Source organism: Leisingera sp. JC11, from assembly GCF_040704725.1.
In the GTDB taxonomy this organism is placed as follows: Bacteria; Pseudomonadota; Alphaproteobacteria; order Rhodobacterales; family Rhodobacteraceae; genus Leisingera.
In genome coordinates, this window is sequence record NZ_JBFCVS010000034.1 from 13,170 (window position 1) to 27,572 (window position 14,403).

General features: G+C 63.8%; 12 protein-coding genes. 8 read left to right on the plus strand and 4 right to left on the minus strand.

Annotation, left to right across the window (positions count from 1 at the left end):
• Positions 1 to 44 precede the first annotated feature (44 nt).
• The gene (locus AB1A62_RS21070; protein WP_366663425.1) at positions 45 to 536 is read right to left on the minus strand and encodes an ureidoglycolate lyase; all 492 of its coding nucleotides are present in this window, start codon (positions 534 to 536) and stop codon (positions 45 to 47) included.
• Positions 533 to 1,948, minus strand: a complete 1,416-nt coding sequence (gene puuE, locus AB1A62_RS21075; RefSeq protein WP_366663426.1) for an allantoinase PuuE — start codon at positions 1,946 to 1,948, stop codon at positions 533 to 535. The genes AB1A62_RS21070 and puuE overlap by 4 nt, the downstream gene beginning before the upstream one ends.
• 149 nt (positions 1,949 to 2,097) lie before the next feature.
• On the opposite strand from puuE, the gene uraH reads away from it, so the two are divergent.
• Positions 2,098 to 2,454, plus strand: a complete 357-nt coding sequence (gene uraH / locus AB1A62_RS21080; protein ID WP_366663427.1) for a hydroxyisourate hydrolase — start codon at positions 2,098 to 2,100, stop codon at positions 2,452 to 2,454.
• Between the two features lie 79 nt (positions 2,455 to 2,533).
• On the opposite strand, the gene AB1A62_RS21085 is transcribed toward uraH, so the two are convergent.
• Positions 2,534 to 3,442: a LysR family transcriptional regulator gene (locus AB1A62_RS21085; RefSeq protein WP_366663428.1), complete on the minus strand. Its 909-nt coding sequence runs from the start codon at positions 3,440 to 3,442 to the stop codon at positions 2,534 to 2,536.
• 105 nt (positions 3,443 to 3,547) lie between these two features.
• Between AB1A62_RS21085 and AB1A62_RS21090 the strand changes: the two genes are divergently transcribed.
• Entirely contained in the window at positions 3,548 to 4,807 is a 1,260-nt protein-coding gene (locus AB1A62_RS21090) for a urate hydroxylase PuuD (RefSeq protein ID WP_366663429.1), read from the plus strand.
• Between the two features lie 313 nt (positions 4,808 to 5,120).
• Positions 5,121 to 5,324: a hypothetical protein gene (locus tag AB1A62_RS21095; protein ID WP_366663430.1), complete on the plus strand. Its 204-nt coding sequence runs from the start codon at positions 5,121 to 5,123 to the stop codon at positions 5,322 to 5,324.
• A 58-nt stretch (positions 5,325 to 5,382) separates the two neighbouring features.
• Here the strand turns inward: AB1A62_RS21095 and AB1A62_RS21100 are convergent, their stop codons facing one another.
• Positions 5,383 to 6,300 (minus strand): LysR family transcriptional regulator, encoded by a 918-nt coding sequence (locus tag AB1A62_RS21100; RefSeq protein WP_366663431.1) that lies wholly within the window; start codon positions 6,298 to 6,300, stop codon positions 5,383 to 5,385.
• 207 nt (positions 6,301 to 6,507) lie between these two features.
• Between AB1A62_RS21100 and xdhA the strand changes: the two genes are divergently transcribed.
• From xdhA to guaD, 5 genes are all read left to right on the plus strand, one after another.
• Positions 6,508 to 7,971 (plus strand): xanthine dehydrogenase small subunit, encoded by a 1,464-nt coding sequence (xdhA, locus tag AB1A62_RS21105; RefSeq protein WP_366663432.1) that lies wholly within the window; start codon positions 6,508 to 6,510, stop codon positions 7,969 to 7,971.
• Positions 7,972 to 7,983: 12 nt separating this feature from the next.
• Positions 7,984 to 10,302, plus strand: a complete 2,319-nt coding sequence (xdhB, locus tag AB1A62_RS21110; protein ID WP_366663433.1) for a xanthine dehydrogenase molybdopterin binding subunit — start codon at positions 7,984 to 7,986, stop codon at positions 10,300 to 10,302.
• Between the two features lie 3 nt (positions 10,303 to 10,305).
• Positions 10,306 to 11,199 (plus strand): xanthine dehydrogenase accessory protein XdhC, encoded by an 894-nt coding sequence (gene xdhC, locus AB1A62_RS21115; protein ID WP_366663434.1) that lies wholly within the window; start codon positions 10,306 to 10,308, stop codon positions 11,197 to 11,199.
• A 31-nt stretch (positions 11,200 to 11,230) separates the two neighbouring features.
• Entirely contained in the window at positions 11,231 to 12,826 is a 1,596-nt protein-coding gene (locus tag AB1A62_RS21120) for a xanthine/uracil/vitamin C permease (protein ID WP_366663435.1), read from the plus strand.
• Positions 12,827 to 12,889: 63 nt separating this feature from the next.
• On the plus strand, positions 12,890 to 14,188 hold the full coding sequence (gene guaD, locus AB1A62_RS21125; protein WP_366663436.1) for a guanine deaminase: 1,299 nt from the start codon (positions 12,890 to 12,892) through the stop codon (positions 14,186 to 14,188).
• The last annotated feature ends 215 nt before the right edge of the window (positions 14,189 to 14,403 follow it).

Sequence of the window (14,403 nt, forward strand, 5' to 3'; positions counted from 1 at the left end):
ATCTTGCCGCTTCTTGTTTTTGTTGGCGGCTTCGAGGTGTGCGGTCAGTCAGCGACCACGGTAAATGGCTCCTTGAACCAGTGTTCTTCGAGATTGGGCGAGGTGCCGATCCGGTCGACAACAATGTATTGGCCGGGTGCTCCCAGCGGGGCGAGCACCCCGTGCCAGGTGCCCCGGTGCAGGTTGATGGACTGGCCCGGCTGGCTGATGAAGGCCTGCAGGTTGACCGGCACGCCGCCGTCGTCATCCGCCACCACCACCAGCATCGGCACGCCGCTGACCGGCACAAAGGCCTGGCTGCCCTCCGGATGGCGCTCCACCATGTCGACCTTGTGCGGCAGGTGGCGGGCCTTGGCGTCAAACAGGCTGATGCCGGCCCGGCCGTCCGGGCCGAAATCCAGGGCCGCGCGGTCGTGGTGACGCCCGCACATGCCCTGATTGATCATCTTGTCCGGCGCGCCCGCGACCTCGATCACGTCGCCATAAGGCGCAAAAGCCGCTGCGGTCAGCGGCTTTGCTGTCAGCCGCCCGCTCACGGCAGCAGGTCCTGCAAGCGGAACTGGGCGATGCGCTCAACCTGGCGGCAGGCCTCGTCGAACTCGGTCGCCCGGTCATTGTGGATGCGACGGTGGAACGCCTCCATGATCGACGCTTTGTTGTGGTCGCGCACCGCGATGATGAAGGGGAAGCCGTGCTTCTCCACATATTCGGAGTTGAGCCGTTGGAAAGTCTCGCGCTCCTCATCGGTCAGCATATCAAGGCCGGCGCTGGACTGTTCCGACGTGCTCTCCGCCGTCAGGCGTCCCGCGGCGGCAAGTTTGCCCGCCAGATCCGGGTGCGCGGTCAGCACGCCCAGCCGCTCGTCCTCGCTGGCGGTGCGGAAGATCCGGCACAACGCGTTGTGGACACCGGCCGCGCAGTCATGCGCCGGACCCAGTTCCAGGTCAAAGGCGCGGTCGGCGATCCAGGGCGAATGCTCGAAGATCGAGCCGTAGGCGGACACAAATTCCTCGCGCTCCATCCGGCTGGGGCGATCGCGCTTGACCGGCGGATGGGTTTCTGCCCAATGCTCTGCAATGTCGATGCGGCGCGGGCACCAGACGCCCTCGAACCCTTGGATATAGTCGATGAAGCGCTTGAGACCGGCAATCTTGCCCGGACGGCCCACCAGACGGCAGTGCAGGCCGATGGTCATCATCTTCGCAGCACCCGCCTCACCCTCGGCGTAGATCACGTCAAAGGCATCCTTCAGATACTGGAAGAAATGCTCGCCGGTGATCCAGCCCGGCGAATTGGCGAACCGCATGTCGTTGGCTTCCAGCGTGTAGGGGATGATCAGCTGATCGCGCCCGCCACTTTCCAGCCAATAGGGCAGGTCGTCGTCATAGGTGTCGGAGATGTAGTCGAACCCGCCTTCCTCGGCTACCAGACGCACGGTGTTGGCGCTGCAGCGCCCGGTGTACCAGCCGCGCGGGCGCTCTCCGGTCACCTCGGTGTGCAGGCGCACAGCCTCGGCAATTGCGGCGCGCTCTTCGTCTTCGGCCATGTCCTTGTGCTCGACCCATTTCAGGCCGTGGCTGGCTATCTCCCAGTCCACGTCCTTCATCGCCTGCACCTGCTCGGGGCTTCGGGCCAGGGCACTGGCGACGCCATAGATGGTCAACGGAATACCTGCGCCGGTGAACAGCCGGTGCAGCCGCCAGAACCCGGCGCGCGACCCGTATTCATAGATCGACTCCATGTTCCAATGGCGCTGGCCCGGCCATTGTGCGGCACCGGGAATGTCGGAGAGAAAGGCCTCAGAAGCCGCATCCCCATGCAGGATGCAGTTCTCGCCGCCTTCTTCATAGTTCAGAACAAATTGCACGGCGGCTTTGGCCCCATTGGGCCACTGCGGGTCGGGTGCGGCAGCACCGTATCCGCGCAAGTCACGGGGATAGCGCGTCACGTCAGGTCTCCTGTCTTTTTATTATGTATAGAACAGATAATCCCATTCGGCTTTCAGTATATTTTTGAAAGAACTTTTTGACTCTTCCTTCTGTATGCATTCGCCTGAACCGCGCATACCTATGGAAACGGAATAGATAGGAGGCTGGCATGGCCGGATTTCTGACCACCCATGTGCTGGACACCGCCCGCGGCTGCCCGGCAGAAGGGCTGAAGATCGACCTTTACCGGATCGAAGGCGATGAGCGCATCCACCTGCGCAGCCTGATCACCAATGACGACGGGCGCACCGATGAGCAGATCCTGCCCGCAGGCGAGTTCGCCACCGGCACCTATGAACTGGTGTTCCACGCAGGCGGCTATCTGCGCGCCACCGGCCAGGCCGGCGCCGATCCGCTGTTCCTCGACGAAGTGCCGCTGCGCTTCGGCATGAGCGAGGCGGACAGCCACTATCACGTGCCGCTGCTGCTGTCGCCCTACGGCTACTCCACCTACCGCGGCAGCTGAGCCGCACTCCCCGAGATACCTCTCCTCCCGCTTGGCATCTGCCGGCGGTTCCCGTCCCAGGCAACTGGGGCGGGCTTTTTCATTCTGAGGGGAGGGATGCCTGGATGTGGTCCACCATGAAATCCATGAACAGCCGCACCTTGGGGTCCTGGTGGCGGCGGTGGACGTACAGGCAGGCCATCTGGATCGGGATCGGCGGCTCTTCCGTCAGCACCGGCACCAGCCGGCCGGAGGCCAGATGCTCCGAAATCTCGAACACGGGTTTCAGGATGATTCCATGCCCGTCCAGCGCCCAGCTGGTCAGCACATCGCCGTGGTCCGATTCAAACGGCCCGGTGACAGTCACACGCTTGACCCCGTCGTGGCTGCGCAGCGGCCATTGGAACTCAGGCGCGCCGGGATAACGCAGGTTCAGGCAGTCGTGCGCCTCCGTTTTCAGTTCGTCGCTGTTCTTCGGCTGGCCGCGCTCCCGAATGTACTCCGGCGCCGCGCACAGCACCCGCGGGCAGTCGGCGATTTTGCGGATGCGCAGATTGGAATCCTCCGGCACGCCAAGGAAAAACGCCGCATCCAGCCCCTCGGCCGCCAGGTCCAGTTTGCGGTCCGACAGCCGCAGCCGGATCGAGATCAGCGGATAGGCTTCCTTGAACTTCGGCACCGCCGGCGCAATCAGCCGCTGCCCCAGCCCCAGGGGCGCCGCCACATACAGCGTGCCGCGCGGGGTTTGGGTGACGCTGCTGATGTCGGCCTCGGCCTCATCCACCGCCTCCAGGATTTTCACCGCCCCGCGGTAGAACAGGTTGCCCTGCTCGGTCGGGTTCAGAAGCCGCGTGGTACGCTGGAACAGCCGCACGTTAAGATGTTCTTCCAGCTGGGAAATCCGCGACGACGCCACGGCAGCCGAGATCCGCATGTCGCGCGCGGCGGCGGACATGTTGCCAAGTTCATAGACACGGACAAAGGTGCGGATATTGTCGAGATAGGCCATTCACGTATTCTTTGTGTTATTTTGAAACAGCTTGGATTTTTTACCTAATACATGAAAATAGCGGCATGCTCTAGTGTCCTTGCCAAAGCTTATGAGGAGAGAACAATGGAAGAGCTTGTGATCATGTGGGACTGGCTGGGCTTTGCGGTCCGCTGGCTTCACGTCATCACCGCCATTGCCTGGATCGGATCGTCCTTCTACTTCGTCGCGCTGGACCTTGGCCTGCGGAAAGTTCCGCATCTGCCGGTCGGCGCGCATGGCGAGGAATGGCAGGTCCACGGCGGCGGTTTCTATCACATCCAGAAATACCTGGTGGCGCCGGAGAACATGCCGGATCATCTGATCTGGTTCAAATGGGAAAGCTACGCCACCTGGCTGTCGGGGGCTGGCCTGCTGATGATCGTCTACTGGGCGGGCGGCGAGCTCTACCTGATCGACTCGACCAAGGCCGATCTGGCCCTGTGGCAGGGCATCCTGATTTCCGGCGCGTCGCTCAGCATCGGCTGGCTGGTCTATGACTACCTGTGCAAGTCGCCGCTGGGGGACAAGCCGACCTTCCTGATGGTGCTGCTGTTCGTGCTGCTGGTCGCCATGGGCTGGGGCTACAACCAGATCTTCACCGGCCGCGCCGTGATGCTGCACCTGGGCGCCTTCACCGCTACTATCATGACCGCAAACGTCTTTTTCATCATCATGCCGAACCAGCGCATCGTGGTGAAGGACCTGCAGGAAGGCCGCACGCCGGATGCCAAGTACGGCAAGATCGCCAAGCTGCGTTCGACCCACAACAACTACCTGACGCTGCCTGTTGTGTTCCTGATGCTGTCCAACCACTACCCGCTGGCCTTTGCCACCGAGTACAACTGGCTGATCGCGGCGCTGGTGTTCCTGATGGGCGTGACCATCCGCCATTACTTCAACAGCAACCACGCAGGCACCAGCAACCCGACCTGGACATGGCCGGTGACCGCCATCCTGTTCATCGGCATCATGATCCTGAGCCAGGCGCCGCTGCAGCAGGACACCTACGAAGAATCCGAGGCGCGGGAGCTGACCAAATCCGAGCAAATCTTTGCCAGCAACCAGCATTTCGAGGACGTGATGAATGTGGTGCCGGGCCGCTGCGCCATGTGCCACGCGCGGGAGCCCTACTATGACGGCATCCGCCGCGCGCCCAAGAACGTGCTGCTGGAGACCCCGGCCGATGTGGCGAAATACGCCAAGGAGATCTACCTCCAGGCCGGTGCCACCCACGCAATGCCGCCCGCCAACGTGACCTACATGGAGGACGAGGAGCGCGCCCTGATCCGCCGCTGGTACGGCAGCGCCTCCCAGGATATGCCCTTCACGCTGGCCGCGAACTGACGCAGATCAGCACTTTCAATCCGGATGGCTCCGCCCTTGTGGCGGGGCCATTTTTCGTCCGGCACCGGGCGTGCACCCCCTGTACACCGCCAGTGCACCCCCAAAGCAGCGCAGCCATGGAACCGAACAGGCCCGCCGTGTGTTATGCTGATACAGGGCTTGCCCAACTACGCCGGATCTCCGGGGCTTCCGGCCTGTTCAGAGACAGCGCCAATCCCTTTCGGGCACCCTTTCTCCGGCACTAGAAACCGGGGGCTGGCCGTTCGGGACCGCGGAAAACTGCGGGGGTTTGGACGTTGAAGGAGGAAACACGATGCTTAGTAAAACCATCGCCATCGGATTCGCACTTTGCACCACTCTTGCCGCCTGCGGCGACACCACCGGCGAGCGGCTGGTCTACGGCGCGGGTGCCGGCGCTGCCGGTGCCGCCGTTCTGGACGGCAATCTGGTGACGGGGGCCGCTGTCGGCGCAGCGGCGAACCTGATTTACTGCCAGGAAAATCCGCACCGCTGCTAAGGCGAGAACCCTGGTATCCGGAAAGGCGGGCCAGCGGTGCCCGCCTTTGCCGTTTGCGCTATCCGCCAGCTTCGCTGCGGCGGAAGGCGGCCAGCCCGTGTTTCACCGCGTAATCCACAAACAGGCGGATCTTGGGGTCCTGCAGTTTCCGGTGCGGGTAAAGGCAGCCGAAGATCGTCGCCTCAGGCGGGGTGTCCGGCAGCACCTCGACCAGCGCGCCGCTGCGCAGATGCGCGGCCACGTCGAACCGCGGCTTGTTGACGATGCCGCGGCCGTCCAGCGCCCAGTTGGTCAGCACGTCGCTGTCGTCGGCGTCATACTTTCCTGACACCTCCAGCTTGCGCGGCCCCTCCGGGGTCGACAGCGTCCAGAAATACTCGGGCGAGCGCGGGTAGCGCAGCAGCAGGCAATTGTGGCCGGTCAGCAGATCCTCCGGCACCTGCGGCGTGCCGTGCCGCTCCAGATAGTCCGGCGCGGCGCACAGCACCCGGGTGCAATCGGCGATCTTGCGCATCTTCAGGGTGGAATCATGCGGGGTGCCGATGAAAAACGCCACGTCCAGCCCGTCCGCCAGGATATCGACCTTGCGGTCCGACATCCGCATCCGGATTTCGGTGGCCGGGTAGTCCTCGACAAAACCCGGCACCAGGGGTGCGATGATGCGGCGGCCGACACCCAGGGGCGCGGTCACCCGGATCACCCCGCGCGGCGCGGCTGAGAACTGCGAGACCACCGCCTCGGCGTCCTCAATCGATTCGAGCACCTTCTTGGCCTCGGCATAGAACAGCTGTCCGACCTCGGTCGGGGTCAGTGATCTCGTGGTGCGGTTGAACAGCCGCACGCCAAGGTGCTTTTCAAGCTCCTTGATCCGTTTGCTAGCCACCGCCGGCGTCAGCCGCAGATCGCGCCCGCCAGAGGTGATGCTGCCCAGTTCGACGACTCGGGTAAAGACCCGCAGGGATTCCAGATAAGACATGGTTCACAGACCTTTACGGGGCGCACCCGCCGCTTGCCCTTTACCGCGGCAAGCGGCAGATACGCCGGTTCCGGCACCTATTAGCCTAACCATTTTCAACAGGGTGTTGAAAGCCTTTCGCGATTGCAGCCGTTAACCGATGCAGTCGGACAAGGTAAAAATGATGCAACAGAACTAGAAGCTGTCCAGCGACTACTTGGAGGCCAGATGGAACATCAAAACGACATTCGCTTTCTGCTGAACGGGCGGGAGCTTTCGGTCAAGGACGTGAAGGCGACCACGACCCTGTTGGATTTCCTCCGGCTGGAGCAGCGCCTGACCGGCACCAAGGAAGGCTGCGCCGAGGGCGACTGCGGCGCCTGCACCGTGCTGGTGGGCCGTCTGCATAATGGCGCGCTGCGTTATGAGGCGGTGAACGCCTGCATCCGCTTCCTGGCGTCGCTGAACGGCTGCCACGTGGTGACGGTTGAGCATCTGTCCGGCCCCAATGGGCGTTTGCACCCGGTGCAGCAGGCGATGGTCGAATACCACGGCAGCCAGTGCGGCTTCTGCACCCCGGGTTTCGTGATGTCGCTCTATGCGCTGTGGATGGAAAACCCGCAGCCGAATGAGGCTGAGGTGGAAACCGCCGTTCAGGGCAACCTGTGCCGCTGCACCGGCTATGAGCCGATCGTGAAGGCAGCGCTTGCGGTGAACCAGTACGGCACCCCGGCCAATGATTACCTGAACACCGAGCGCGACAGCCTGACCGCCAAGCTGAAGTCGATCCAGCCGCAGGCCCGCGTCGTGACCGGCCCGGAGGACGACCGCGCCATCCTGCCGCTGGACGCCGCCGATCTGGCGCAGGTGCTGGCCGAGAACCCCAAGGCGACCATCGTGGCAGGCTCCACCGATGTGGGCCTGTGGGTGACCAAGTTCATGAAGCCGATTTCCCCGGTGGTGTTTGTCGCCCATCTGGAAGAGCTGAAGGCGATCGAGCTGACCGATGAAGCGCTGATCATCGGCGCAGGTGTGACCTATACCGAAAGCGAAGCAGCGATCCGCGATGCCTTCCCGCATCTGAGCGCCTACTGGGACCGGATCGCCGGCTGGCAGGTGCGCAACATGGGCACTATCGGCGGCAATATCGCCAACGGCTCCCCCATCGGGGACACCCCGCCGGTGCTGATTTCGCTGGGCGCCGAGGTGACCCTGCAGAAGAAGGGCGGGTCGCGCACCCTGCCGCTGGAGGATTTCTTCATCGACTACGGCAAGCAGGACCGAGAGCCGGGCGATTTCGTGGCCTCGATCCGCATCCCGCTGCGCCGCGACGGGCAGATCGACGCCGCCTACAAGATTTCCAAGCGCCGGGATGAGGATATCTCCTCGGTTGCCGCTGGGGTCAGCGTCACCGTGAAGGACGGCACGATCACTGCTGCGCGCATCGCCTTCGGCGGCATGGCGGCAACGCCCAAGCGCGCCGCCGGTGCCGAGGCCGCGCTGGTGGGCCAGCCCTGGGGCGAGGCCGCGTTTGACGCCGCAGCCGAGGCGGTGAAGCAGGACTTCACCCCCCTAAGCGACTGGCGCGCCTCCGCGGAGTACCGCGCGCTGACGGCCAGCAACCTGCTGCGCCGCTTCTACTTGGAACATGATGCGGGAACCGCCGGTGCCGTCCGGCTGGCCGTCGCCTGAGGAGGATTTGAGATGAAAGACCATCAGACCATCAGCGGCGCCGTGCACCATGACCGCCAGCATGACAGTGCCATCAAGCATGTCACGGGCCGCGCCGAATACACCGACGATATCGCCGAACCCTATGGCACGCTGCACGCCTACCTGGGTGTCTCCACCGTCGCGCACGCCAATATCAAGGGCATCGACCTTAGCGCCGTGCGCGCCGCGCCCGGCGTGGTGGATGTGCTGACTGCGGATGATGTTCCCGGCGTCAACGACATCAGCCCCACTGGCAAGCATGACGAGCCGGTGTTCCCGACGGAGAAGGTCGAATTCCACGGCCAGCCGATGTTTGCGGTGATCGCCGAGACCCGCGATGCCGCCCGCCGTGCCGCCGAGCTGGCACAGGTGGATTACGAGGTGCTGCCGCATTCCCTGGACCCGGTTGCCGCACAGCTGGCCGGCTACCCGATGGTCACCGACCCGCTGAAGCTGGAGCGCGGCGATGTGGAGGCCGGCCGCAAGGACGCCCCGCACCGCATCCAGGCGCAGATGACCGTCGGCGGCCAGGATCACATGTATCTGGAAGGCCATATCGCCTTTGCCGTCCCCGGCGAAGATGAGGATGTGACCGTGCATTGCTCCACCCAGCACCCGAGCGAAGCGCAGCATATGGTGGCGCATGTTCTGGGCGTGGCGAATAACGCTGTCACCGTCAACGTGCGCCGGATGGGCGGCGGTTTTGGCGGCAAGGAAAGCCAGATGAACCTGTTTTGCGCAGTGGCCGCGATTGCCGCGAAGAAGCACAACAGACCCGTGAAGATCCGCCCGGACCGCGATCAGGACATGACCGCCACCGGCAAGCGCCATGATTTCGTGATCGACTATGATGTGGCCTTTGACGACGCGGGCCGCATCCAGGCGGTCGAAGGCGGCTTTGCCGCGCGCTGCGGCTATTCCTCGGACCTGTCCGGTCCGGTCACCGACCGCGCGCTGTTCCATGCGGATAACGCCTATTTCTACCCGAACGTGCTGCTGAAAAGCCGTCCGATGAAGACCAACACCGTCTCCAACACCGCCTTCCGCGGCTTTGGCGGTCCGCAGGGTGTGGTTGCGGCGGAGCGGATGATCGAAGAGATCGCCTATGCCCTCGGCAAGGATCCGCTGGATGTGCGCAAGGTCAACTTCTATGGTGAGGAGGGCCGCGACCTGACGCCTTACCATCAGAAGGTGGAGGACAATATCCTCGACCGGCTGATCACAGAGCTGGAGGAAAACGCGGAATACCGCAAGCGCCGCGAGGAGATCATCGCCTTCAACAAGGAGTCGAAGATCATCAAGAAGGGCATCGCGCTCACCCCGGTGAAATTCGGCATCTCCTTCACCGCGACCTGGTACAACCAGGCGGGCTCGCTGATCCATGTCTACAATGACGGCTCGATCCACCTGAACCACGGCGGCACCGAGATGGGGCAGGGCCTCAACACCAAGGTGGCGCAGGTTGTGGCCGATGCCTTCCAGGTGGATTTTGAGCGCATCAAAATTACCAAGACCACCACCGAGAAGGTGCCGAACACCTCCGCCACCGCGGCCTCGTCCGGGTCGGACCTCAACGGCATGGCGGCGCTGGATGCGGCGGAGCAGATAATTGCCCGGCTGACCAAATTCGCGGCCGAGAAATATGAAGTGTCCGAGGCGGAAGTCGAATTCCTGCCCAACCGCGTGCGCGTCGGCGGCGAGGTGATCCCCTTCGACAAGCTGGTGAAGGAGGCCTATATGGCCCGCGTCCACCTGTCGGCAGCGGGTTTCTACAAAACCCCGGAAATCCACTGGGACCGCGCGGCGGGCAAGGGCCAGCCCTTTTTCTACTACGCCTATGGCGCGTCCTGCTCGGAAGTGTCCGTCGACACGCTGACCGGCGAATACCGGGTGGAGCGCACCGATATCCTGCATGACGTGGGCCGCTCCTTGAACCCGATCCTGGACAAGGGCCAGGTGGAAGGCGCGTTCATCCAGGGCATGGGCTGGCTGACCACCGAGGAACTGTGGTGGGACGGCGAAGGCCGCCTGCGCACCCACGCGCCCTCGACCTACAAGATCCCGCTGGCATCCGACCGGCCGCGCATCTTCAACACCCGGCTGGCCGAATGGTCGGTGAACAAGAAGCGCACCATCAAGCGGTCCAAGGCCGTGGGCGAGCCGCCGTTCATGCTGGGCATCTCGGTGTTCGAGGCGCTGTCGATGGCTGTCGCCAGCACTGCAGACTACAAGGTCTGCCCGCGCCTGGATGCGCCCGCCACGCCGGAGCGCGTGCTGATGGCGATCGAAACCCTCAAAGGGCAGGGCTGAGCCATGACCCGCCGCCTCTCCCTCCAGGACTTTCTGTCCAGCCACAAACATGTGGTGCAGGTCGCGCTGACCCGCGTCCGCGGGTCCTCCCCGCGCGAAACCGGCACCTGCATGTTTGTGGCGGCGGACGGCCTGTGGGGGACCATTGGCGGCGGCCAGCTGGAATACATCGCCATCGACCACGCCCGGCGGATGCTGAAGCAGGATGTGATCAGCGACACGCTGGACGTGCCGCTGGGGCCGGAGATCGGCCAGTGCTGCGGCGGCCGGGTGGAAATGTCGCTGGCGCAGATGCGCCAGGCCGACCGCGAGGACGCCATTGCCCGGCAGCAGGCCGAGGAACAGGCGCTGCCGCATGTCTATGTGATGGGTGCGGGCCATGTGGGCCGGGCGCTGGCGGATCTGTTTCAGCATATGCCGGTGCGCTGCATCCTGGTTGACCAGCGCGCCGAAGAACTTGCCTTGTGCAACGCGGATGTGGAAATCCGCCAAAGTGCCATTCCCGAGATCGACATCGCCACCGCGCCCGCGGGCAGCGCCTTTGTCGTTCTCACCCATGATCATGCGCTCGACTTCCTGCTTGCCTCCGCTGCCCTGCAGCGCGGCGATGCGGGCTATGTCGGCCTGATCGGATCGGCCACCAAGCGGGAGAAGTTCCGCCGCTGGTGCCGGGACCATTGCGACGGTCTGGGAACCGACCGTCTCATCTGCCCCATCGGGGCAAGCGGTAGCCGCGACAAGCGGCCCAGCGTCATCGCCGCCTTCGTGGCGGCGGAAGTGATCGCTGATTTGACCTCTGAAACTGCCGCGTCCGCTCCATCACGGAGCACAGACCTGCCCGGAACGGGCAAGCAACCGGACGCAGAGGGAGACACGGCTGGAGCAATCAGCCGGTAAGGACTGCGTCCTCTGATAGGAGGAGGCCGCCATGACCACAGGGCGGAGCTATACGTACAAACTGTTCGCGCGGAATGACTTCAGTGCATTCTGGGCGCTGTTCACCGACAACCTGATCAACCTGATCGTGCTTTCGGGCATCTGTCAGTTTGTCTTCAACATGCCGGCGGACATCGTGTTCGGCCGCATCGTGCCCGGCGCCGCTGTGGCGATCCTGGCCGGTATCGCGGTCTACACCTGGCTGGCCAAGCACACCGCCGAGAAAGAGGGGCGCGACGTGACCGCGCTGCCCTATGGCATCTCGACCCCGGTGATGTTCGTCTATCTGTTCGGCGTGATCGGTCCGATCTACTGGTCCACCAATGACGCCATGCTGGCCTGGCAGGTGGGCATCGGCGCGGGCTTCATGGGCGGTATCGTCGCCGCGATGGGCGCCATCGTCGGTCCCTGGCTCAAGCGTGTGACCCCGCGCGCGGGCATGCTGGGCACCCTGTGCGGTATTGCGCTGGTGTTCATCGGCACCGTTCCGCTGGCAACGATTTTCGAGAATCCGTTCATCGGTTTTGCCTCGATGATCATCATCCTGTGGGGCCTGGTGGGCCGCCACCGGCTGCCGTTCAACATCCCGGCAGGCCTTCTGGCGCTGATCGTCGGCACCGTTGTGGCGCTTGGCATGGGCGAGGCCTCGGTGTCGCTTGATGGCGTGGGCGTCTACCTGCCGATCCCGTATTTCGGAGACCTGATTGCCGGTATCCAGCATTTGTTTGCCAACCCGGAGCTGTTCCTGGTTCTGGTGCCGGTGCAGATCTACAACTTCATCGAAACCATGAACAACGTCGAAAGCGCCGAAGCGGCGGGCGACCACTATCCGGTGGGCCTGTGCCAGGTCACCGACGGCGTCGGCACCATGATAGGTGCGGTCTTCGGCTCGCCGTTCCCGACCACCGCCTATATCGGCCACCCGGCCTATAAGCGGATGGGCGCGCGCTCCGGCTATATCATCGGCGTCGGCCTGGTGATCCCCTTTGCCGCCTTCTTCGGCCTCCTGGCGTTCCTCAATAACCTGATCCCCGTGGCCGCTGCCGCGCCGGTTCTGGTGTTCGTGGCGCTGAGCCTGGTGACCAATACCGCGCATTCGGTGAAGACCGACCACATCGCCGCGGTGACCATCGCGATGATGCCGCATGTCTCCGCCTTCCTGGTGGTGAAATGGGGCGCGCTGGCCGGCGCTCTGGGCGCACTGGGTGCCACCGGCATGGCGCAGCTGGGCGATCCGGAGCTGACCGCAGCGCTGCTGCAGCAGGGTGCGCATTACGAAGGCCATCTGGCCCTCAGCCAAGGTGCCATCCTGACCGGTCTGATCTGGGGCGCCATCGTGGCCAGCGTGATCGACGGCGACTTCCGCAACGCGGGCGGCTTTGCCCTGGCGGCGGCGGTGATGTCGCTGGTCGGCGTGATCCACTCTGCCAGCCTGCATTGGCCGGAGTTCAACGGCATCGCCCTGGGCTACCTGATCGCGGCCGGTTTCCTGTTCATCTATCCGATCTTCCACAAGGCGGAGGAGCATGAGGAAACCGAAGAGGACGGTGCAAAACCCCATGTGCCGCACCTGCCGGCGGGCGAATAATCCCAAATGACAAAGGGCAGGGGGCCGCGTGCCCCCTGCCTGCGAACCAAGGACATCAAAGACATGACATCGAAACAGACGCTGCTGCGCGGGCGGGTGCTTTCCTTCACCGCCGAACCGCAAGGGGCTGAGGACACCAGCGCCTATGAGTTCATCGAGGACGGCGCGCTGCTGGTGGCGGACGGCATGATCCTCGCCAGGGGCAGCTATGGCGATCTCGCCCAGCAGGCCGCAGGCGCCGAGGTAATCGACCACCGCCCGAACATCCTGATGGCCGGCTTCATCGACACCCATCTGCATTTCCCGCAGGTGCAAGTGATCGCCTCCTGGGGCTCGCAGCTTCTGGAGTGGCTGAACAATTACACCTTCCCGGAGGAAACCCGCTTTGCCGATGCCGGCCACAGTGCTGAGATGGCCGGGCATTTCTTTGACCTGCTGACCAGCCACGGCACCACCACCGCGGTAGCCTATTGCTCGGTCCACAAGACCTCGGCCGAGGCCTATTTCACCGAGGCCGCGCGCCGCAACATGCGGATGATCGGCGGCAAGGTGCTGATGGACCGCAACGCGCCCGAGGGGCTGCTGGACACACCGGTCAGCGGTTACGACGACACCAAGGAACTGATCGCGAAATACCACGGCAAGGGCCGCGGCCTCTATGCGATCACCCCGCGGTTTGCCATCACCTCCACCCCTGATCAGATGGAGATGGCGGGCGCGCTGGTGAATGAGCATCCGGATTGCTACGTGCAGACCCACCTGTCGGAGAACCACGACGAGATCGCCTTCACCGCCGAGCTCTACCCGCAGGCGCGCGACTACCTGGATGTCTACCAGTCCTACGGGCTGCTGACGCCGAAAATGCTGCTGGGCCATTCGATCCACCTCAAGCCGCGCGAGATCGATGCGCTGGCGGAGACCCAGGCCAAGCCGGTGTTCTGCCCGACCTCCAACCTGTTCCTGGGCAGCGGGCTGTTTGACGACGCAGGCCTGCGCAGCCGTGGCATCACCAATGCGATTGCCACCGACATCGGCGCGGGCACCAGCTATTCGATGCTGCAGACCCTGAATGAGGGCTACAAGGTTCTGCAACTGCAGAACCAGAAGCTGCACCCGCTGCGCGCTTTCCACTGGATCACCCGCGGCAACGCGGTGGCGCTGGGGCTGGAGGACAAGATCGGCACGCTGGAGGCCGGCACCGAGGCCGACATCGTGGTGCTCGATTCCCGCGCCACCCACGCGATGGACCTGCGGATGCAGCGGGCGGAGACCCTGTCGGAGGAGCTGTTCATCCTGCAGACCCTGGGCGACGACCGTTCCATCGCGCAGACCTATATTGCCGGGCAGCCGATGAAAGCCTGACCTTGCGGCCGCGGGCCAATGCCCGCGGCCCATTTCACCTTCATATTTTTAGCATAATCCTCATTACATGCCCTTTCGCAAACTACGCGGGCACATTCTAAACTGGGTTGCGACAAATTCCCTATCTTGCTGGAAAGCAAGGAGAATGGAAGATGGCCCATACGGAGCTGGATTTGCGTGAACGGCGCACAATCGAAGATATGCTGAACGCAAAG

Excerpts from the sequence above, each read along its gene's own strand:
- uraH (WP_366663427.1), top strand. The coding sequence starts at position 2,098 with ATGGCCGGATTTCTGACCACCCATGTGCTGGACACCGCCCGCGGCTGC.
- AB1A62_RS21085 (WP_366663428.1), bottom strand. The coding sequence starts at position 3,442 with ATGGCCTATCTCGACAATATCCGCACCTTTGTCCGTGTCTATGAACTT.
- AB1A62_RS21090 (WP_366663429.1), top strand. The coding sequence starts at position 3,548 with ATGGAAGAGCTTGTGATCATGTGGGACTGGCTGGGCTTTGCGGTCCGC.
- AB1A62_RS21095 (WP_366663430.1), top strand. The coding sequence starts at position 5,121 with ATGCTTAGTAAAACCATCGCCATCGGATTCGCACTTTGCACCACTCTT.
- AB1A62_RS21100 (WP_366663431.1), bottom strand. The coding sequence starts at position 6,300 with ATGTCTTATCTGGAATCCCTGCGGGTCTTTACCCGAGTCGTCGAACTG.
- xdhA (WP_366663432.1), top strand. The coding sequence starts at position 6,508 with ATGGAACATCAAAACGACATTCGCTTTCTGCTGAACGGGCGGGAGCTT.
- xdhB (WP_366663433.1), top strand. The coding sequence starts at position 7,984 with ATGAAAGACCATCAGACCATCAGCGGCGCCGTGCACCATGACCGCCAG.
- xdhC (WP_366663434.1), top strand. The coding sequence starts at position 10,306 with ATGACCCGCCGCCTCTCCCTCCAGGACTTTCTGTCCAGCCACAAACAT.
- AB1A62_RS21120 (WP_366663435.1), top strand. The coding sequence starts at position 11,231 with ATGACCACAGGGCGGAGCTATACGTACAAACTGTTCGCGCGGAATGAC.
- guaD (WP_366663436.1), top strand. The coding sequence starts at position 12,890 with ATGACATCGAAACAGACGCTGCTGCGCGGGCGGGTGCTTTCCTTCACC.